Genomic DNA, 18,981 nt, shown 5'->3' with positions numbered 1-18,981 from the left:
CCTGAATTAAGGTCCAAGCTCCGCCTCGGTCGTTTTTAACAGGCTTCCCTTTTCACGCGGGGTGTCACCATCCCCGCCATTCGTGCGTCGATTCGACGCGCCTTGGCCGATTCAGGCTTTAATATTCCCATGTCTTTCGCACATCTCGGCCTTGCCGAACCCCTGGTCCGCGCTCTCGAAGCAAAGGGCTACACCACCCCCACTCCGATCCAGAAGCAGTCGATCCCGACTCTCCTCGAAGGCCGCGACCTGCTCGGCATCGCGCAGACCGGCACCGGCAAGACCGCCGCGTTCGTGCTGCCGTCGATCCAGCGTCTGGTCAATGAAGAGAAGCGCGTACTGCCAACGCATTGCCGCATGCTCGTGCTCGCCCCGACGCGCGAACTGGCCAGCCAGATCGCCGACAGCGCACGCGATTACGGAAAATTCTCCAAGATGTCGGTCGCGACCGTGTTCGGCGGCACCAGCATCAACAAGAACCGCCAGGACATGGCGCGCGGCGTCGATATTCTGGTCGCCACGCCGGGCCGCCTGCTCGACCTGATCGAGCAGCGCTTCGTCAGCCTGGCGACGCTGGAAATCCTCGTCCTCGACGAAGCCGACCAGATGCTCGACCTGGGCTTCATCCATGCGCTGCGCAAGATCGTCCGGATGCTGCCCAAGCAGCGCCAGACCCTGTTCTTCTCGGCGACGATGCCCAACGCGATCCGCGACCTGGCCGACCAGTTCCTGAAGGACCCGGTGACGGTCAAGGTCGCGCCAGTTTCGACCACCGCAGAGCGCGTCGACCAACATGTTACGTTCATCAACCAGGCCGAAAAGCAGGCGCTGCTGACCATCCTGCTGCGTGACGAAGCCGTCGAGCGCGCATTGGTCTTCACCCGCACCAAGCATGGCGCCGATCGCGTCGTGAAGTTACTCGGCCATGCCGGTATCCTCGCCAACGCGATCCATGGCAACAAGAGCCAGCCGCAGCGCGAGCGTGCGCTTGCCGAGTTCAAGGCGGGCAAGGCCAAGGTGCTGATCGCGACCGATATCGCCGCGCGCGGCATCGATGTGACCGGCGTCAGCCACGTGTTCAATTTCGAACTGCCCAATGTGCCTGAGCAATATGTCCACCGCATCGGCCGGACCGCACGGGCCGGCGCGAGCGGCGTGGCGATCAGCTTCTGCGCGAGCGACGAGCGGCCTTACCTGCGCGACATCGAGAAGCTGACGCGCGTCAAGCCGAACGTGATGGAACTGCCCGAGGGCTTCACCGCCGAGGCAGCGAAGATCAAGGCCAACCGTCCGGTCGGTGCCGATGATGAGCGTCGTCGCGACGACAGCGGCCGTCACCGTGCGCCACCGCGCGCAACGCATGCCGCACGTCCGACCGGCCAACGTGCCGAGGGCGCTGGTCGCCCGGCCGGTGGTGGTCGCCCGGAGGGTGCGGGTCGTCCGGCCGGTGGTCATCGTCCCGGTGGCCCGGGCCGCCCCGGCGGCAATGCCGGTCGTCCTGCGGGCGGCGGTCCACGCCGCCAGCATTCGGGTGGCGGGCGCCGTTCGCCAGCGGCCTGAGCTTAACTCCTCTCCGGTAGCGGGGAGGATCAGGTTCGCACCGTCAGCCATTCCTCTTCCGGAGCCCGTGAACTGCGCAAGCGGTTCGCGGGCTCTTCGGTATCTTCATAGCCGATCGCCATGCCGCAAAAGAGCATGCGTTCGCCCGGTGTGGCGAGGAACGACGTGATCGTCTCAGGATACATCGCCCAGCATTCCTGCGAACAGGTCGCGAGGCCGGCCTCCACGCTGAGCAGCATCACATTCTGCAGATACATACCGAGATCGGCCCATTGCGGCGGCCCCATCTGCCGGTCGACGGTGCAGAACAAAGCGGCGGGCGCGCCGAAGAACTGGAAATTGCGCGCGAACCACGTCCGCCGTGCTGCCTTGTCCTCGCGCGGAATGCCGATCGCGCCATACATCGCCTCGCCCACCGCGAAGCGCCGGTCGCGATAGGGCTCGGTCAGCGGCGCGGGATAGATTTGATAGGCCGGTTCCTCGGTTTCGCCGGCAATCAGCTTGGCAGCTACGATCGCTTTCAGTTCGGCGAGCGGCGCACCGCTGATCAGGTCGATATGCCAAGGCTGCAGATTGCCGCCGGTCGCCGCGCGCGCTGCTTTCGTCACGACGCCGCGCAACATGCCCGTATCGACCGGTGTATCGAGGAAACCGCGTACCGACCGACGTTCCGCTACGGCTTCGGACACATTCATGAGCAACGCTCCGCTTGGGGCATCAGACACTCTCCGCATTGGCAATCGCGCCGTTCGGGCGACCCTTGCCGAGCACGCCGGATTGGGCAAGAGAGGTTGCAAATAGGGACTGATAGGAGAGTCGGATGGCCGAGGCATATATCGTGGACGCGGTGCGCACCGCAGGCGGCAGGCGCGGTGGCAAGCTTGCCGGCACCCATCCGGTCGATATGGCGGCGCATGTCCTCGACCAGCTGATCGAACGGACCGGACTCGACGGCGCGGCGGTCGACGATGTGATCATGGGCTGTGTCAGCCAGGGCGGTCAGCAGGCCGGCCAGATCGGCCGAAACGCGGTGCTCGCCGCGAAGAACCTGCCCGACAGCGTGCCCGCCGTGTCGATCGACCGTCAATGCGGATCATCGCAACAGGCAATCCAGTTCGCCGCCCAGGCGATCATGTCGGGCACCCAGGACATCGTCATCGCCGCCGGCGTGGAAAGCATGACGCGCGTGCCGATGGGATCGACCGCGATGCTCCACATGAAGGAAGGTCTGGGCAATTATAAATCGCCGCGGCTCGAGGAGAAATATCCCGGCATCATGTTCAGCCAGTTCATCGGCGCGGAGATGATCGTCAAGAAGCACGGCTTCAACCGCGAACAGCTTGATGCGTTCGCGCTGGAAAGCCACAAGCGCGCGATCGCCGCGACCGAAAGCGGCGCGTTCGAGCACGAGATCGTAGCGATCGATGTCGAGACAACCGAAGGCGTGGAGAGCCACGCCCGAGACGAAGGCATCCGTTACGATGCAACGCTCGAATCGATCGGTTCGGTGAAGTTGCTGCAAGAGGGCGGCGCGATCTCCGCCGCCAATGCCAGCCAGATCTGCGACGGCGCGAGCGCGGTGATGATTGTCAGCGAGGCCGCCTTGAAGGAGCATGGCCTGACCCCGATCGCACGGATCGTCAACCTGACTGTGACCGGCGGTGATCCGGTGATCATGCTTGAAGAACCCTTGTTCGCGACCGATCGGGCGTTGAAGCGCGCGGGCATGAAAATCGACGATATCGACCTTTACGAAGTCAACGAGGCGTTCGCGCCGGTGCCGCTCGCCTGGCTCAAGCATGTCAGCGCTGATCCGGCCAGGCTCAACGTCAATGGCGGCGCGATCGCGCTTGGCCATCCGCTCGGCGCGTCGGGCACCAAGCTGATGGCGACTCTGGTCTACGCGCTGCGCACGCGCGGCAAGCGTTATGGCCTGCAGACGATGTGCGAAGGCGGCGGCATTGCCAATGTGACGATCGTGGAGAAGCTCTGATGAAGCTCGGCAACACCATCTCCGCCGTGGTGACCGGCGGCGCCTCCGGCCTTGGTGAAGCCACTGCGCGGGCGCTTGCGGCGAAGGGCGTCAAGGTCGCGATCTTCGACCTGCAGGGCGAAAAAGGCGAGAAGGTCGCAGCCGATATCGGCGGCATCTTCTGCGAAGTGAACGTCACCTCGGACGAAAGCGTCGACGCCGGCTTTGCCAAGGCGCGCGCGGCGCATGGCCAGGAAAGCGTCCTGGTTTGTTGCGCCGGCACCGGCAATGCGGTGAAGACCGCCAGCCGGTCGAAGGAAGACGGCAGCATCAAGCATTTCCCGCTCGCCGCGTTCGACTGGCTCATCCAGATCAACCTGGTCGGCACATTCCGCTGCGTCGCCAAGTCGGCAGCCGGCATGCTCAGCCTTGAGCCCAGCGAGGATGGCGAGCGCGGCGCGATCGTGATGACCGCGAGCGTCGCCGCCGAGGACGGCCAGATTGGCCAGGCCGCATACTCGGCATCGAAGGGCGGCGTGGTCGGCATGACCCTGCCGATCGCACGCGACCTGATGAGCGAGGGCATCCGGGTCAATACGATCCTGCCCGGCATCTTCAACACGCCGCTGATGCAGGGCGCGCCGCAACCGGTGAAAGACGCGCTCGCCGCCAGCGTGCCGTTCCCCAAGCGGCTCGGCAACGCGCCGGAATATGCCCATCTCGCGCTGACCATGATCGAGAACAGCTATTTCAACGGCGAGGATGTGCGTCTGGACGGCGCGATCCGCATGGCGCCACGCTAAACGGCGCGCTATAAGGCACCGTTCGGTTCGGGTGCCGTCGAAAACGCTGCATTGAGACGGCGTTGCGACGACGCGCGAAGCGAACGGACAGGGGGAGACGACCGATCGCACGACCAGAACCATGGCGGTTAGACCCCGCCAGCTATCCACACAGCGAAGCTATCCAGACCCGGTTCCAGGATCTGGACGTGCTTGGCCATATCAACAATGTCGCGATGGCGGCGCTGTTCGAGAGCGGGCGGGTGCGGTTCAACAAGGCGATGGACCTGTCGGGCTGGCACGGTCATCGCTGGCTCGTCGCCAAGGTCGAGATCAATTATCTCGCCGAGGGGCATTTCCCCGGCGACGTCGAGATCGCGACCGGGGTCGGCGAGATCGGCACGCGCAGCTGGCACCTGTTATCCGTCGCGTTCCAGAATGGCGAGCCGATCGCGACCTGCGACACAGTGATCGTGATGAGCGGCGGCGTTGACGCGACCGCGCTCCCCGTCGATTTTCGCGCGGGGCTGGAGGCACATCGCGTCCGGCACGAGTGAGACGGTTTCGGTCAGGACGAAAGACAGGCATAACCACACCGGCCCCGGCCAGCCCCGCCGCAGGACCGGTGGCGAGCGGTAGCGACGGCATATATCGACATCCTTCACCATCGGGTGGGACGCCCGCCGCGCGCATCGCGTTAGGTTGCTTGTCGATGACGAGGAGCGGCAACAGGCAAGCGATATGAGCTTTTGGGACAGTCGGAGGCAGCGGAGAGCCATTGCCTGCAAATTCGCGCCCTATTTGAGGATTGCGGGGGGCATGGTGTTGGCGGTCTGCGCGCGAATGCTGTGGGTTGCCTATTCGACTCACGCGATCGTCATACCGCTGCGCGGTACGGGGCGTGCTGTGCTGCTGGGACAGGAACCGGGCTCTTTCTGGGCTTCGGTTGAAATCTATCTGTTTGCCAGGATTTGCACCCCCTTTCTTATCGCCACCCAGATCAGCGACGTTCGGTTCGCAAAACGTCTCGAGCGACGAGAATCGGCGGGCTGCCAACGCTAATCCCGGAAAACTGGCGCGCGCTTCTCCATATTGGCCAGCATCGCCTCGACCTGATTGGGCTGGCGGATCACCTTCAATTGTTCGACCGTCTCGGCCTCCAGCATCGTTGCCGGATCGGCATCGTGCGCCATGTTGCACAGCCGCTTCGCGCCACGCACCGCATGCGGGTTACGCGAAGCGATCTCGGCCGCGAGCGGCATCGCCGCGGCGCGGGGATCGGCGGCGATGTGCGAGATGAAGCCATAGCCCAGCGCGTCGTCGGGGCCGAATTCGCGCGCGGTATAGGTCAATTCGCGCAGCACATCGTCACGCACCAGGCTGCGCCATAACGGGAAACCGCCCATGTCGGGGACCAGCCCCCAATGAAGTTCGCGGATCGCGAAGCGCGTGCCCGGCGCGGCGATGCGGATATCGGCGCCCGACATGATCTGAAAACCCCCGCCGAGCGCGACGCCGTGCACCGCGGCGATCACCGGCATGGGCAGCTTGCGCCAGCCGATCGACACTTGCTGCACGAGGTTGGCGCCGTCCCAGAGCCGCGTCGAGAGATCGAGCCCCGATCCACCCCCCGCCATGCTGCCCATATCGAGCCCGGCGCAGAAACCGCGCCCTTCACCCGACAGCACCACGACTCGGACATCGTCCATGCCGGCCAGTTCGTCGATCGCGTCGGCGATGCCCTGAAACATCGCCGGGTCGATCGCGTTCATCTTGTCGGCGCGGGTCAGCCGCACATCGGCGATATGGTCGGCCACGACGATGGATACGCGGTCGTTCATCAGATTTGATCCTTACTCAACACGAACGTCTAATCTCACACGATCCGGCTGCCGCTCTCGCCCCAATAGCGATCGCGGAGCAACCTCTTGTACAATTTACCCGTCGCATGGCGGGGCAATTCCTCGGCGAAGTCGATCTGGCGCGGGGTCTTCACGCCCGACAGTTCGACGCGGCACCAGGCGGTCAGCTCGGCGGCGAACGCCGGGCTTGCTTCAGCCATGTCGACCGGCTGCACCACCGCGATGACGCGCTCGCCCATCTCCGCGTCCGGCCCGCCGATCACCGCGACATCGGCGACGCGCGGATGGGTGATCAGGCGGTTCTCGATCTCCTGCGGATAAATGTTCACCCCGCCCGAGATGATCATGAAGCTCTTGCGGTCGGTGAGGTAGAGAAAGCCATCGGCATCGGTCCGCCCGATATCGCCGAGCGTGGTCCAGCCCTTCGCGTTGCGCGCCTCGGCGGTCTTGGCCGGGTCGTTGTGATATTCGAACACCCCGCCGCCTTCGAAATAGATCAGCCCCTCTTCGCCGGAGCCAAGCTCCTCGCCCGCTTCGCTGCAGATGTGCAATGCGCCATAGGCCGCCTTGCCGACCGAGCCCGGATGGGCGAGCCATTCGGCCGAATTGATGGTGGTCAGGCCATTCCCTTCCGACCCGGCATAATATTCGAACAGGACCGGGCCCCACCATTCGATCATCGCCCGTTTGACCGGCACCGCGCACGGCGCCGCGGCGTGGATCGCGACCTTCAGAGTCGACAAATCGTGACGGGCGCGCGCCGCTTCGTCGAGTTTCAGCATGCGCACGAAATGCGTCGGCACCCATTGGCTCGCGGTGATGCCGTAACGCTCGATCGCAGCGAGCGCAGATTCGGGAGTGAAATGCTGCATCATCACCACCGTTCCGCCAAGCCGCATCACGGTCATCGACCAGCGCAACGGCGCCGCGTGATAGAGCGGCGCCGGGCTGAGATAGATAGTGTCGGGGCCAAGGCCATAGAGCCCCTGTGCGAGAATCATCAGCACATTGGGCGCGGCGATCGCCGGATCCTCGGGCAGCGCGACGCGCACGCCCTTCGGCCGGCCGGTGGTGCCCGAGGAATAGAGCATGTCGACGCCGGCGCGTTCGTCGATAATCGGCGTATCGGGCATCGCCGCGACCCCCGCGTTCCAGTCTTCCCAGCCCGGTACCCCGCCGATCGCCAGACCGATACAGCCCGATAGGTCGATCTTTTCCGCGATGTCGGCCAGCGCGGATGACGCGACGAGCAGCTTTGCCCCGGAATCGCGCAGGATATAATCGACCTCCGGCGCGGTCAGTTTCGACGAGATGCAGACGTAAAACAGCCCCGAACGCTGCGCGCCCCAGGCGATGTCATAGAATTCGGGGACATTGTCGAGGAACAGCGCAATCGTGTCGCCCGCTGCCAGTCCGCGCGCGCGGAACAATTGCGCGGCACGATTCGAGCGGCGATCTAGTTCGCCATAACTGACCAACTCGCCAGTCTCCGCGACGACCAGTGCCGGCTTGTCCGGGGTCGCTGCGCCATGGATGCTGGGATGCATCCGCCTCTCCTCGTTTTGTTTTGCAACTGAATGCTAGACGGCACCGCCACCTCTCGCAACGCCCGAATTTCGGCTGTGCCGGCCGGGCGCGACGCTTGCCTTGGCCGCATCGCGGTGTAGAGCGCGCATCATGACCACCGGCTTTGCCTTCGATCCCAAACGCTTCCTGCGCAACGGCGCCGGCGGACATGGCCGCCGTATCGGCTTGTATTACCAGGCTCATGGCCCGGACTGGGTCGAACTCGCCTTGCCGTATAGCGAGGAACAGATCGGCGACCCGGGAAGCGGCGTGATCGCGTCGGGCCCGATCCTGTCGATGATGGACATGGCGACGAGCATGTCGGTGTGGCTCAAACTCAACGCGTTCCGCCCGCATGCGACGCTCGACCTGCGCGTCGATTACCTGCGCCCGGCGACTCCCGGCAAGACGGTGATCGGACGCGGCGAATGCTATCGACTGAGCCGCTCGATCGCGTTCGTGCGCGGCACAGCGCATGACGGCGACCCGGCCGACCCACTGGCGCATGTCGCGGGCACTTTCATGGCGCCGGAGGGCTATCGCTGATGCTGCCGCCATATGCCGATTTGCTCGGGCTGACGGTCGACCCGGACAGCCATGACGGTGCGCCGGTGCTGATCATGCCGTTCGGTGATGAAATACTGGGGCGCCCCGGCTTCCTGCACGGCGGCGCGATCAGCGGGCTGATGGAGATGGCGGCGATCGCCGCGCTCCAGCATGCGCTGGCCAGCGACGGCGGCGGCCGGATCAAGCCGATCAACGTCACGGTCGATTTCATGCGCGGCGGGCGCGACAAACCGACGCGCGCGCGGGGTGTCGTCACCAGGCTCGGCACCCGCGTCGCCAATGTCGAGGCGACGGCGTGGCAGGACGATCCCGTCAAGCCGATCGCGGCTGCGCGGATGAATTACCTAGTGATGAGGGATTAGCTCGCTCCTCCTCGGCACGGGGAGGGGGACCGCGAAGCGGTGGAGGGGGCGTGCCAAGCAGCGTTCCGCTTGGGGAGAGCCCCTCTATCATTTGCTGAAGAAGCAAATGGTCCCCCTCCCCGTGCCGGGGAGGACTTAGCTCTTTGGCGTCAGCTTGATCAGCCGACCCTGCGATCCGTCGCTGCCATCCTCCAATACCCAGATCGCACCGTCCGGCCCCTGTTCGACCTCGCGAATGCGTGCGCCCATGTCCCATTGGTCGCCCTTTTTCGCATTGGTGCCGTCGAGATCGACGCGCAGCAGCGCCTGCGACGACAGGCCGCCGATGAACGCATCACCCTTCCATGCCGGAAACAGATCGCCCGAATAGATCATCAGCCCAGCGGGCGAGATTGACGGGTTCCACCAGACCTTGGGCACTTCGAAGCCGTCGCCGGACTTGTGATCGGGGATATCGCGACCGTCATAATGGCTGCCGTTCGACGCCTTGGGCCAACCGTAATTCTTCGCAGCGACGATCAGATTGACCTCGTCGCCGCCCTTCGGGCCCATTTCCTGTTCCCACAGATTGCCCGCCGAATCGAACGCGATGCCGAGCAGGTTACGGTGGCCATAGCTCCAGATCGCCGGGTCGAAACCCTGCGCGGCGAGCGGATTGTCGGCGGCGGGTTTGCCGTCGGGGGTGAGGCGCAAGACCTTGCCGAGCGTGGCCTTGGTATCCTGTGCGGGGTCGAATTTCTGCCGTTCGCCATTGGTGAAGAAGAGGTATTTGCCGTCGGGCGAAAAGGCGATGCGGCCCGAATAATGGCCGTCCCCAGCGACATAAGGATGCGCGCGGAAGATCACCGCGACATCATCCAGCTTGCTCGCGTCGGCGGCCAGATGACCCCGCGCCAGCGCGACCCCTTTGCCGCCCGGCCCTTTTTCCGAAAAGCTGAAATAGACCATTCGGTCCTGACCGAATCCGGGCGAAAGGACGACGTCCATCAGCCCACCCTGCCCCGCGTCGTCGACCGGCAGCGTACCCTTCACTGTCGATGCCTGTTTGCCGTCGGCCGAGACCAGCTTCAACTGCCCTGCTTTCTCGGTCACAAGCATCCGTCCATCGGGCAGGAAAGTCATCGCCCAGGGCGAATCGAAATCGGTCGTGACGGTCTTGGTGAAGGGCAGCTCGCCGCTGGCGGTTGCAGGCGCGGCCTGGTTCGCGCTGCAGGCGATCAGCAGGATGGGGAGGCTCAGGTAAAGCGGGCGCATATCGTCTCTCCGGTCGGTCGATCTGGTCCGATAACGCGCCGCCGCGCCGGTGGATGCCCCACTGGTTCGGCGCCCGCTTGCCAGTCTTGTGCGATCCGCCTATATCGCACTCGCGCTCTCTCTACATCGTTGATTGATGAAGAGGCTGCGGGCTCCGGCTCGCGGCGGCGCCGAGACGTATTCATTCGGAGAACAGATGGCGGATCTCGCCAAATTGACGGCCCTGATCGAACCCGAGGCACAGGCTTTGGGTTTTGACTTGGTGCGCGTGAAATTGTTCGGCGGAGCCGGCGATATCACCCTGCAGGTGATGGCCGAGCGCCCCGACACGCGCCAGCTGACGATCGATGATTGTGCCGAGCTGTCGCGTCGCATCTCCGACTTGCTCGACGAGGCGGACCCGATCGAGAGCGAATATCGCCTCGAAGTGTCCTCACCGGGAATCGACCGGCCGCTGACGCGACTGACCGACTTCGCCGATTGGGAAGGGCATGAAGCGCGCATCGTGCTGACCGCGCCGGTCGAGGGGCGCAAGCAGCTGACCGGCAATCTCGCCGGGGTCGAAGGCGACCGCATCACGATCGACGTGAACAAACACGTGCCCATGACGATCGGTTTCAATCAGGTTGCCGACGCCAAATTGCTGTTCACTGACCGGCTGCTCGCCGCGACCAAGCCGCTGTCGGTCGAGGGCGCGGACGAAGAAGAATTCGAAGAGCTTACCGATGACGACGCCGAAAGCGTCGAACCCAATTCCAATCTGAGTGAGAGGCAAGACTGATGGCCACTGCCGTTTCCGCCAACAAGGCAGAATTGATCGCGATCGCGAATGCTGTCGCGACCGAGAAGATGATCGACCGTGCGATCGTGATCGAGGCGATGGAAGACGCGATTCAACGCGCTGCCCGTGCCCGCTACGGCGCCGAGAACGACATCCGCGCGAAGCTCGACCCCAATACTGGTGATCTTCGCTTGTGGCGCGTCGTCGAAGTGGTCGAGGCGGTCGATGATTATTTCAAGCAGGTCAATCTGAAGGAAGCGCAGAAGCTCCAGGCCGGTGCCGTGGTCGGCGATTACATCGTCGATCCGCTGCCCCCGATCGAGTTCGGCCGCATCGCCGCACAGGCCGCCAAGCAGGTGATCTTCCAGAAGGTCCGCGACGCCGAGCGCGAGCGCCAGTTCGAGGAATTCAAGGATCGCATGGGTGAGATCATCACCGGTGTGGTGAAGCGCGTCGAGTTCGGTCACGTCGTGGTCGATCTGGGCCGCGCCGAAGGCGTCATCCGCCGCGACGCGCAGATTCCGCGTGAAGTGGTGCGCGTCAACGACCGTATCCGTTCACTGATCCTCAACGTGCGCCGCGAGAATCGTGGGCCGCAGATCTTCCTGAGCCGTGCGCATCCCGACTTCATGAAGAAGCTGTTCGCGCAGGAAGTGCCCGAAATCTATGACGGCATCATCGAGATCAAGGCGGCCGCGCGCGACCCGGGCAGCCGTGCCAAGATCGGCGTCATCTCGCACGATTCGAGCATCGACCCGGTCGGCGCCTGTGTCGGCATGAAGGGCAGCCGCGTGCAGGCTGTCGTGCAGGAGATGCAGGGCGAGAAGATCGACATCATCCCCTGGTCGCCGGACACCGCGACCTTCGTGGTCAACGCATTGCAGCCGGCATCGGTCAGCCGTGTCGTGATCGACGAGGAAGAAGATCGCATCGAGGTCGTCGTGCCCGACGATCAGCTTTCGCTGGCGATCGGCCGTCGCGGCCAGAATGTCCGTCTCGCCAGCCAGCTGACCGGCAAGGCGATCGATATCCTGACCGAGGCCGATGCGTCCGAGAAGCGCCAGAAGGAATTCGCCGAGCGCACCGAGATGTTCCAGACCGAGCTCGACGTCGATGAGACGCTCGCTCAGCTGCTCGTCGCCGAAGGCTTTGGCGCGCTGGAAGAGGTCGCTTATGTCGAAGCTGAGGAAATCGCCGGAATCGAAGGGTTCGATGAGGATCTCGCCGCCGAGCTGCAGAGCCGCGCAACCGAAGCGCTCGAGCGTCGCGAGGAAGCCAATCGCACCCTCCGCCGCGAAATGGGCGTGTCGGATGAGCTGGCGACCATGCCGCATCTCAACGAGGCGATGCTGGTCACGCTCGGCAAGGCCGGTATCCTGACGCTCGACGACCTCGCCGATCTGGCGACCGACGAGCTGGTGCAGAAGAAGCGCCAGGAACAGCGCCGCCGCGCCGAGAGCGAGAACAAGCGTCCCGAGGACAAGGGCGGCGTGCTCGGCGAATATGGCCTGTCGGACGAACAGGGCAACGAAATCATCATGGCCGCACGCGCGCACTGGTTCGAAGATGAAGAAGCGGCTCCGGTCGCCGACGCGTCGGAGGAGAGCGAAGCGTAATGCCATTTGTCAGCATCCGCATATCGGGAACCGCGACGCGCGATCAGAAAGCGGGGATCGTCGCCGACGTCACCGCTTCGCTGGTCTCGCGCCTCGGCAAGAATCCGGGAGCGGTGCAGATCGTGATCGAAGAGGTGTCGACGGAGAATTACGGTGCGGGGGGTCAGCTGATCGCCGACCGTGACGCGCCGCAAACGACGCCTTTGAGGGAGGACGCGCATGCGGTTCCCTCACAATGACGCGCTAGGGCTTCCGACATTCCCCCACTGCCTCGGACAGGTTCCGGGGTTCGCAGTGCTGCGGGTGGAGGCGCGCGCATGACCGCCGCCGATCCGATCCGCCGCTGCATCCTGCTCGGCGACCGCGCGCCGCGCCATGCGCTGGTGCGGCTCGCTTTGTCACCGGACGGCGACATCCTCCCCGATGTTCGCGCCAAGGCGCCCGGGCGTGGCGCATGGATCGGCGTGACCAGGGCCGAACTTGCAACCGCGATTGCCAAAGGCAAGCTGAAAGGCGCGCTCGCGCGAGCCTTCAAGACCGGGCCGATCATCGTACCCGACGACCTGCCGGCAAAGATCGAGGCCGCGCTGGAACGTGCCGCGCTCGACCGGCTCGGGCTCGAATCGCGTTCCGGCGGTCTGTTCTCGGGTTCGGACAAGATCGAAACCGCGGCGCGCTCGGGCAAGCTTCATTTACTGCTCCACGCGTCCGACGCGGGGACCGATGGCAACCGCAAGCTTGACCAGGCGTGGCGCGTCGGCAACGACGAAGAAGGCAGCGACCGCAGGGGCTTGGTTCTCCCGGTACCGCGCACCATATTGGCCGTGGCACTGGGCCGCCAAAATGTGGTACATATAGGCCTGACTGATCCCGATGCGGCCAAGAGGGTGGGCGAAGCGCTCCACCGCTGGCTGCATTTCATCGGCCCTGACCCATCTCCCGTGCCTTGCGAAACGGCCTCGCAGGGCGCATCGGCTGTCGGCAACGACGCCGACGACCAAGTGAACGACCCGGCCGACGAGAATTACGAGGAATCCGAGTGAGCGATACGGACAACGAGAAGCCGAAACTGGTCATGCGCGCGCCGCTGGGCGTGAAACGCACGATCGAGACGGGCCAGGTGAAGCAGAGCTTCAGCCATGGCCGCCAGAATACCGTGCAGGTGGAGGTGAAGCGGCGCCGTATCCTCGGTCCTGCGGCAACGCCGGCGGCGCCAGCCGTCGAACCGACAGCAGCCCCAGCGCCGGTCGCACCGCCAGCCCCGCGTGCGCCCGCACCAGCGCCGGTTTCGCCGGCCAATTCTCTGCTGTCGCGCCAGGAGCTTCAGACCAAGCTACTGCGCGAAGCCGACGAATCGCGCATGAATGCGCTTGAGGAATCGCGCCGTCGCGAAGAGCGTGATCGCATCGAGGCGGCCGATGAGGCACGTCGCCGCGCCGAGGAAGCGCGCCTGGCTGGCGACGCCCCGGATTCGCCCGCCGCGCCCGAACCTGTCCCGGCACCCGAGCCGGCACCGGTCGCGATCGAAACCGCGACTCCGGCACCGGTTGCTGCGGCCCCCGTTCCGACCGCACCCGTCCCAACGGCACCGGTTGCCGTTGCGGCACCGCCGCTGCCGCCGGCACCGATCGGCATCACGCTCGACCCGAGTATGCCGGCACCGCGCCGCTTCACACCGGTCGCGCGTCCCGAACGTCCGCGTCCGCCGCCACCACCGCCCGCCGCCGCTCCGGCAGCCCCGGCACCGACTGCGACCGCCGGCGCCAACAATAATTCGCCAGCGGCGCCAGCCGCCGGTTTGATCAAGCGCGCCGGTGAGACCGTGCCGCGCACCGGCTTGCGTGACCGTAAGGGCGGCGACGATCGCCGCACTGCGGGCAAGCTGACCGTCAACCGCGCGCTCGGCGATGGTGATGGCGCACGCGCGCGCAGCCTCGCCGCGCTCAAGCGGGCACGCGAAAAGGAACATCGCCGCATGGGCGGCCCGCGCGAAGCGCAGGCCAAGCAGATCCGCGACGTCGTGGTGCCGGAAGCGATCACCGTGCAGGAACTCGCCAACCGCATGGCGGAAAAGGGCGCGGACTTGGTCAAGGCGTTGTTCAAGATGGGCATGCCCGTCACGATCAACGAGACGATCGACCAAGACACGGCCGAGTTGCTGGTGACCGAATTCGGCCACAACATCACACGCGTCAGTGATTCGGACATCGATCTCGCGATCGATACCGAGGAAGGCGTGGACGGCGCCGCCGTGCCGCGTCCCCCGGTCGTCACGATCATGGGCCATGTCGATCACGGCAAGACCTCGCTGCTCGACGCGCTGCGCGGTACCGATGTCGTGAAGGGCGAGGCCGGTGGCATCACCCAGCATATCGGTGCCTATCAGGTCACGCTGAAAGACAAGTCGAAGGTCACGTTCCTCGACACGCCGGGGCATGAGGCGTTCACCGAAATGCGCGCGCGCGGCGCCAATGTGACGGATATCGTCGTGCTGGTCGTCGCCGCCGACGACGGCCTGAAGCCACAGACGATCGAGGCGATCAGCCATACCAAGGCGGCCGGCGTGCCGATGATCGTGGCGATCAACAAGATCGACAAGCCGGATGCCAACCCGCAAAAGGTGCGTGAGGCACTGCTCCAGTACGAAGTGATCGTCGAGGAGATGTCGGGCGATGTGCAGGATGTCGAAGTTTCGGCGCTGCAGAAGACCGGCCTCGACCAGCTGGTCGAAAAGATCCAGCTCCAGGCCGAACTGCTTGAACTGAAGGCCAACCCCGATCGCGCCGCCGAAGGCACTGTGATTGAGGCCAAGCTCGACAAGGGCCGTGGTCCGGTCGCGACGATCCTGGTCAGCCGTGGCACGCTGAAGGTCGGCGACGTGTTCGTCGTCGGCGCCGAAAGCGGCAAGGTCCGGGCGATGACCAACGACAAGGGTCAGCAGATCAAAGAAGCCGGTCCGTCGATGCCGGTCGAGGTTCTCGGCCTGTCGGGCGTGCCGCGTGCCGGCGACCCATTCTCGGTCGTCGAGAACGAAGCGCGCGCGCGCGAAGTCGCGGAATATCGCCAGAGCGTGATCACCAACAAGCGCACCACGTCGGCCCCGGCCAGCCTGGAGAGCATGTTCTCCGCGCTCAAGGACAAGCAGGCGATCGAATATCCGCTGGTGGTCAAGGCCGACACGCAAGGGTCGGTCGAGGCGATCGTGTCGTCGATCAACAAGATCTCGACCGACGACATCAAGGCACGCGTGCTTCATTCAGGCGTCGGCGGCATCACCGAGAGCGACGTGACCCTGGCTGGTGCCAGCGGCGCGCCGATCATCGGTTTCAATGTCCGCGCCAATTCCAAGGCGCGCGAGATCGCCGAACGCCAGAAGGTCGCGCTCAAATATTATGACGTGATCTACGACCTGATCGACGAGATCAGGGCGGGCATGGCGGGCGAGCTTGGCCCCGAGGCGTTCGAAACGGTCGTCGGCCGCGCCGAAATCCGCGATGTCTTCTCCGCCGGCAAGCACGGCAAGGCGGCGGGTCTGCTGGTCACCGAAGGCACCATCCGCAAGGCGCTCAAGGCTCGTATCACGCGCGACGACGTCATCATCTACCAAGGCGAAATCGCATCACTGCGGCGCTTTAAGGACGATGTTGCCGAGGTTCGCGCCGGGCTGGAGTGCGGCGTGACGTTCACGCAGAACTTCGTCGATATCAAGCCGGGCGACTTCCTCGAAACCTTCGAGGTCGAACTGCGCGAACGGACGCTGTAATCACCACTCCCCCTGCCCGCTTGCGGGAGGGGGCCGGGGGGTGGGCCTCCGCTATCGACGTATCACCATGTCGCGGCCGGGAGCCCACCCCCGGCCCCTCCCGTAAGAACGGGAGGGGAGAAAGAGTATGAAGTCAGCCGAAACCCCCGAAGCCCGTTCCGTTCGCGCCCTGCGCGTGGGTGAACAGATGCGTCATACACTGTCCGACATCCTCGCGCGCGGTGACGTGCATGACGAGACGCTGGCCAAACACTTGGTGACAGTCACCGAAGTGCGCATGTCGCCCGACCTGCGCCATGCGATGGTTTTCGTGAAGCCGTTGCTCGGCAAGGACGAGGAAGCGGTGCTCAAGGCGCTGCGCACTAACACCGCCTATCTGCAGCGTGAGGTCGCGGCGCGGGTAAAGATTAAATATGCCGCGAAGCTGAAATTCCTGGCCGACGAGAGCTTCGACGAGGGCAGCCATATCGACCAGTTGTTGCGCACGCCGCATGTTGCGCGGGATCTTGAAGCATCCGCCGACGATTGATCGCGGCAGCCGCGCGTGGAACAAGCGCGGCATGGCCAAGCTCTATTTCTACTATGCCTCGATGAATGCGGGGAAATCGACCACCCTTCTGCAGGCCGATTTCAACTATCGCGAGCGCGGCATGCGCACGATCCTGTTCACTGCGGCGATCGACGACCGGTTCGAGGCGGGCACGGTGACTTCGCGGATCGGCCTGGGTGCCGATGCGATCGCGTTCGAACGCGACACCGATCTGGTCGCGGTCGTCCATCGCGAGGGCGAGGCGCCGCCGGCGTGCGTCCTGGTCGACGAAGCGCAATTCCTGACAGCGGTGCAGGTCGATCAGCTCGCGCATCTCGCCGATGTGAAGGGCATTCCGGTGCTCGCTTACGGCCTGCGCACCGATTTCCTCGGGCGGCTGTTCGAGGGTAGCGCGCGATTGCTCGCCATCGCCGACTCGCTGATCGAGATCAAATCGGTCTGCGCATGCGGGCGCAAGGCGACGATGAACCTGCGCGTCGATGCCGAGGGCCGCGCGGTCGCCGCAGGCGCGCAGACCGAGATCGGCGGCAACGACCTTTATATCGCACTATGCCGTCGCCATTTCAGCGAGGCGCTTGCGGCCGATCCCCGGCCTGTTTTCTGAAGAACCCGAACCCCAAAGAACCGAACCCCAAAGAACCGAACCAATGAACGATCCGAACATTATCTACACGATCGCGGTGTGGCTCATCCCACTCATCATCGCGATCGTCTTCCACGAAGTCGCGCATGGTTATGTCGCGCGAATCTTCGGCGATCGTACCGCCGAGCAGCGTGGCCGGCTGTCGCTCAATCCGATCCGGCATGTCGACCCGATTGGCACGCTGGTCGTGCCGCTGGTGCTCGCGCTCGCCCATGCACCGATTTTCGGCTGGGCAAAACCGGTGCCGGTGGTCGCGCGGCGATTGCGCAATCCGCGCGTGCATATGATGCTCGTCGCGTTGGCGGGCCCCGCGACCAACCTTTTCCTCGCCGCGCTGGCCGCAGCCCTGCTTGGCGGCACCGTCGCGATGCTGGGCGGCGTGCCCGATGGCTATGGGGCGACCCGCTTCGTCGTCGACAATCTGCTCAACTTTCTGATGATCAACGTCTTTCTGGCGATCTTCAACTTGATCCCGCTGCCGCCGTTCGATGGCGGGCATGTCGTCGAGGGGCTGTTGCCGCGATCGTTGGCGGTGCAATATTCGAAGCTCGCACGGTTCGGATTCCCCTTGTTGCTTTTCCTGATCGTCATCCTGCCAGCGATCGCGCCCGGTGCGGATGTCGTCGGGCGCGTGGTCACACCGATCGCCCAGGCGGTGGTCGGCTTCTTCCTCCGCCTCGCGCAGCTCGGCGTGTAACCGGCGATGCATGGCTGGATCATCCTCGACAAACCTCTTGGCCTTGGCTCTACCCAAGCCGTCTCAGCAGTAAAACGTGCGCTGCGCCAAGGCGATTATGGCAAGTTCAAGGTCGGACATGGCGGGACGCTCGATCCGCTCGCGTCTGGCGTGCTGCCGATCGCGGTCGGCGAAGCGACCAAGCTCGCCGGGCGGATGCTCGACAGCGACAAGGTCTATGATTTCACCGTCACGCTCGGCGTGCAGACCGACACGCTCGATGCCGAGGGTGTCGAGATCGCGGCTTCGGGTGTGCGACCGACGACAGCGCAGGTTGAGGCGGTGCTGCCGCGCTTCACCGGGCCGATCGATCAGGTGCCGCCAGCTTATTCCGCGCTGAAGGTCGATGGCGAGCGTGCCTATGACCTGGCGCGTGCCGGCGAAGACGTGGTGCTGGCGAGCCGGGCGGTGACGATATTTTCTCTACGATCCTCCCCGGAACGGGGAGGGGGACCAGCGCAGCTGGTGGAGGGGGTGGGCCGGAAGCGTAGCGGTTGTGAAAGTCCCCCTCCACCATTTGCTGAAGGAGCAAATGGTCCCCCAACCCGTTCCGGGGAGGAGCTAAGCTCCATCACTCTCACCGCCCATGTCTCCAAAGGCACCTATATCCGCAGTCTCGCGCGCGACATCGCGCTGGCACTTGGCACGGTCGGCCATGTCACCATGCTGCGGCGCATCAAGGCCGGCCCGTTCACGCTCGAAAATGCGATATCGCTGGACAAATTGGCGGAACTCGGTAATGCGCGCGGGCTTGAACAGATACTCCTGCCGTTGAGGGCGGGGCTGGACGACATCCCGGCTCTACCCCTCACCCCCGATCAGGCAGGGGCGCTCCGCCAGGGGCGTGTTCTGACCGGGATTGCCAATGACGATGGCCTCCACTTCGCGGTGCTGGATGATGTTCCGGTCGCGCTGGTCGAGGTTCAGGACCAGTCGGTCCATGTCGTACGAGGCTTCAACCTATGAC

The 18,981-nt window shown here is 64.7% G+C and carries 20 protein-coding genes; 16 read left to right on the top strand and 4 right to left on the bottom strand.

All coding sequences use genetic code 11. From position 1 onward, the window contains the following. Positions 1 to 129: 129 nt before the first annotated feature. Positions 130 to 1,560, top strand: coding sequence for a DEAD/DEAH box helicase (locus tag ACVWZA_RS04180; RefSeq protein WP_457309879.1), 1,431 nt, complete (start codon positions 130 to 132; stop codon positions 1,558 to 1,560). A gap of 29 nt (positions 1,561 to 1,589) precedes the next feature. Here ACVWZA_RS04180 and ACVWZA_RS04175 read toward each other — a convergent pair whose 3' ends face one another. Further along, the gene (locus ACVWZA_RS04175) at positions 1,590 to 2,255 is read right to left on the bottom strand and encodes a nitroreductase (protein ID WP_457309878.1); all 666 of its coding nucleotides are present in this window, start codon (positions 2,253 to 2,255) and stop codon (positions 1,590 to 1,592) included. Positions 2,256 to 2,380: 125 nt separating this feature from the next. Here ACVWZA_RS04175 and ACVWZA_RS04170 point away from each other — a divergent pair, with 125 nt between their 5' ends. From ACVWZA_RS04170 to ACVWZA_RS04155, 4 genes are all read left to right on the top strand, one after another. After that, positions 2,381 to 3,553, top strand: coding sequence for an acetyl-CoA C-acetyltransferase (locus ACVWZA_RS04170; protein ID WP_457309877.1), 1,173 nt, complete (start codon positions 2,381 to 2,383; stop codon positions 3,551 to 3,553). After that, positions 3,553 to 4,335, top strand: a complete 783-nt coding sequence (locus ACVWZA_RS04165; protein ID WP_457309876.1) for an SDR family NAD(P)-dependent oxidoreductase — start codon at positions 3,553 to 3,555, stop codon at positions 4,333 to 4,335. Before ACVWZA_RS04170 ends, ACVWZA_RS04165 begins: the two co-directional genes overlap by 1 nt. Before the next feature lie 104 nt (positions 4,336 to 4,439). Then, positions 4,440 to 4,871, top strand: coding sequence for an acyl-CoA thioesterase (locus tag ACVWZA_RS04160; protein ID WP_457310063.1), 432 nt, complete (start codon positions 4,440 to 4,442; stop codon positions 4,869 to 4,871). A gap of 262 nt (positions 4,872 to 5,133) precedes the next feature. Beyond that, a complete protein-coding gene (locus ACVWZA_RS04155) occupies positions 5,134 to 5,376 on the top strand; it encodes a hypothetical protein (protein ID WP_457309875.1) in 243 nt (80 codons plus the stop codon). On the opposite strand, the gene ACVWZA_RS04150 is transcribed toward ACVWZA_RS04155, so the two are convergent. After that, the gene (locus tag ACVWZA_RS04150; RefSeq protein ID WP_457309874.1) at positions 5,373 to 6,155 is read right to left on the bottom strand and encodes a crotonase/enoyl-CoA hydratase family protein; all 783 of its coding nucleotides are present in this window, start codon (positions 6,153 to 6,155) and stop codon (positions 5,373 to 5,375) included. The genes ACVWZA_RS04155 and ACVWZA_RS04150 overlap by 4 nt on opposite strands. A gap of 35 nt (positions 6,156 to 6,190) precedes the next feature. Further along, complete coding sequence (locus tag ACVWZA_RS04145) at positions 6,191 to 7,723, bottom strand: acyl-CoA synthetase (protein WP_457309873.1); 1,533 nt, start codon at positions 7,721 to 7,723, stop codon at positions 6,191 to 6,193. A 130-nt stretch (positions 7,724 to 7,853) separates the two neighbouring features. Here ACVWZA_RS04145 and ACVWZA_RS04140 point away from each other — a divergent pair, with 130 nt between their 5' ends. Beyond that, positions 7,854 to 8,288: a PaaI family thioesterase gene (locus ACVWZA_RS04140; protein WP_457309872.1), complete on the top strand. Its 435-nt coding sequence runs from the start codon at positions 7,854 to 7,856 to the stop codon at positions 8,286 to 8,288. Next, positions 8,288 to 8,671: a PaaI family thioesterase gene (locus ACVWZA_RS04135; protein WP_457309871.1), complete on the top strand. Its 384-nt coding sequence runs from the start codon at positions 8,288 to 8,290 to the stop codon at positions 8,669 to 8,671. The genes ACVWZA_RS04140 and ACVWZA_RS04135 overlap by 1 nt, the downstream gene beginning before the upstream one ends. A gap of 135 nt (positions 8,672 to 8,806) precedes the next feature. Here the strand turns inward: ACVWZA_RS04135 and ACVWZA_RS04130 are convergent, their stop codons facing one another. Continuing rightward, a complete protein-coding gene (locus tag ACVWZA_RS04130) occupies positions 8,807 to 9,925 on the bottom strand; it encodes a PQQ-dependent sugar dehydrogenase (protein ID WP_457309870.1) in 1,119 nt (372 codons plus the stop codon). 196 nt (positions 9,926 to 10,121) lie between these two features. Between ACVWZA_RS04130 and rimP the strand changes: the two genes are divergently transcribed. From rimP to truB, 9 genes are all read left to right on the top strand, one after another. After that, the gene (gene rimP / locus ACVWZA_RS04125; RefSeq protein ID WP_457309869.1) at positions 10,122 to 10,706 is read left to right on the top strand and encodes a ribosome maturation protein RimP; all 585 of its coding nucleotides are present in this window, start codon (positions 10,122 to 10,124) and stop codon (positions 10,704 to 10,706) included. Further along, positions 10,706 to 12,322 carry a transcription termination factor NusA gene (gene nusA / locus ACVWZA_RS04120; RefSeq protein WP_457309868.1) on the top strand — a complete coding sequence of 539 codons (1,617 nt, stop codon included), beginning with the start codon at positions 10,706 to 10,708 and terminating at the stop codon, positions 12,320 to 12,322. The genes rimP and nusA overlap by 1 nt, the downstream gene beginning before the upstream one ends. Next, positions 12,322 to 12,561, top strand: coding sequence for a tautomerase family protein (locus tag ACVWZA_RS04115; protein WP_457309867.1), 240 nt, complete (start codon positions 12,322 to 12,324; stop codon positions 12,559 to 12,561). The genes nusA and ACVWZA_RS04115 overlap by 1 nt, the downstream gene beginning before the upstream one ends. Positions 12,562 to 12,639: 78 nt before the next feature. Then, complete coding sequence (locus tag ACVWZA_RS04110) at positions 12,640 to 13,365, top strand: DUF448 domain-containing protein (RefSeq protein WP_457309866.1); 726 nt, start codon at positions 12,640 to 12,642, stop codon at positions 13,363 to 13,365. Next, positions 13,362 to 16,085, top strand: coding sequence for a translation initiation factor IF-2 (gene infB / locus ACVWZA_RS04105; RefSeq protein ID WP_457309865.1), 2,724 nt, complete (start codon positions 13,362 to 13,364; stop codon positions 16,083 to 16,085). Before ACVWZA_RS04110 ends, infB begins: the two co-directional genes overlap by 4 nt. A 127-nt stretch (positions 16,086 to 16,212) precedes the next feature. Beyond that, positions 16,213 to 16,614 (top strand): 30S ribosome-binding factor RbfA, encoded by a 402-nt coding sequence (gene rbfA, locus ACVWZA_RS04100; protein ID WP_457309864.1) that lies wholly within the window; start codon positions 16,213 to 16,215, stop codon positions 16,612 to 16,614. Between the two features lie 31 nt (positions 16,615 to 16,645). Beyond that, positions 16,646 to 17,239: a thymidine kinase gene (locus tag ACVWZA_RS04095; RefSeq protein ID WP_457310062.1), complete on the top strand. Its 594-nt coding sequence runs from the start codon at positions 16,646 to 16,648 to the stop codon at positions 17,237 to 17,239. A 43-nt stretch (positions 17,240 to 17,282) separates the two neighbouring features. Next, a complete protein-coding gene (locus tag ACVWZA_RS04090) occupies positions 17,283 to 17,975 on the top strand; it encodes a site-2 protease family protein (RefSeq protein ID WP_457309863.1) in 693 nt (230 codons plus the stop codon). A 6-nt stretch (positions 17,976 to 17,981) separates the two neighbouring features. Continuing rightward, entirely contained in the window at positions 17,982 to 18,980 is a 999-nt protein-coding gene (gene truB / locus ACVWZA_RS04085) for a tRNA pseudouridine(55) synthase TruB (protein ID WP_457309862.1), read from the top strand. Position 18,981 lies beyond the last annotated feature (1 nt).

This window comes from Sphingomonas sp. UYAg733 (assembly GCF_054057355.1).
Note: the sequence above shows the minus strand (reverse complement) of the source record. Positions and strands in the feature narration are given on the sequence as shown.

Bases quoted from the DNA above. Each gene is read 5' to 3' on its own strand.
- ACVWZA_RS04180 (WP_457309879.1), top strand. From the start codon at position 130: ATGTCTTTCGCACATCTCGGCCTTGCCGAACCCCTGGTCCGCGCTCTC.
- ACVWZA_RS04175 (WP_457309878.1), bottom strand. From the start codon at position 2,255: ATGAATGTGTCCGAAGCCGTAGCGGAACGTCGGTCGGTACGCGGTTTC.
- ACVWZA_RS04170 (WP_457309877.1), top strand. From the start codon at position 2,381: ATGGCCGAGGCATATATCGTGGACGCGGTGCGCACCGCAGGCGGCAGG.
- ACVWZA_RS04165 (WP_457309876.1), top strand. From the start codon at position 3,553: ATGAAGCTCGGCAACACCATCTCCGCCGTGGTGACCGGCGGCGCCTCC.
- ACVWZA_RS04155 (WP_457309875.1), top strand. From the start codon at position 5,134: ATGGTGTTGGCGGTCTGCGCGCGAATGCTGTGGGTTGCCTATTCGACT.
- ACVWZA_RS04150 (WP_457309874.1), bottom strand. From the start codon at position 6,155: ATGAACGACCGCGTATCCATCGTCGTGGCCGACCATATCGCCGATGTG.
- ACVWZA_RS04145 (WP_457309873.1), bottom strand. From the start codon at position 7,723: ATGCATCCCAGCATCCATGGCGCAGCGACCCCGGACAAGCCGGCACTG.
- ACVWZA_RS04140 (WP_457309872.1), top strand. From the start codon at position 7,854: ATGACCACCGGCTTTGCCTTCGATCCCAAACGCTTCCTGCGCAACGGC.
- ACVWZA_RS04135 (WP_457309871.1), top strand. From the start codon at position 8,288: ATGCTGCCGCCATATGCCGATTTGCTCGGGCTGACGGTCGACCCGGAC.
- ACVWZA_RS04130 (WP_457309870.1), bottom strand. From the start codon at position 9,925: ATGCGCCCGCTTTACCTGAGCCTCCCCATCCTGCTGATCGCCTGCAGC.
- rimP (WP_457309869.1), top strand. From the start codon at position 10,122: ATGGCGGATCTCGCCAAATTGACGGCCCTGATCGAACCCGAGGCACAG.
- nusA (WP_457309868.1), top strand. From the start codon at position 10,706: ATGGCCACTGCCGTTTCCGCCAACAAGGCAGAATTGATCGCGATCGCG.
- ACVWZA_RS04115 (WP_457309867.1), top strand. From the start codon at position 12,322: ATGCCATTTGTCAGCATCCGCATATCGGGAACCGCGACGCGCGATCAG.
- ACVWZA_RS04110 (WP_457309866.1), top strand. From the start codon at position 12,640: ATGACCGCCGCCGATCCGATCCGCCGCTGCATCCTGCTCGGCGACCGC.
- rbfA (WP_457309864.1), top strand. From the start codon at position 16,213: ATGAAGTCAGCCGAAACCCCCGAAGCCCGTTCCGTTCGCGCCCTGCGC.
- ACVWZA_RS04095 (WP_457310062.1), top strand. From the start codon at position 16,646: ATGGCCAAGCTCTATTTCTACTATGCCTCGATGAATGCGGGGAAATCG.
- ACVWZA_RS04090 (WP_457309863.1), top strand. From the start codon at position 17,283: ATGAACGATCCGAACATTATCTACACGATCGCGGTGTGGCTCATCCCA.
- truB (WP_457309862.1), top strand. From the start codon at position 17,982: ATGCATGGCTGGATCATCCTCGACAAACCTCTTGGCCTTGGCTCTACC.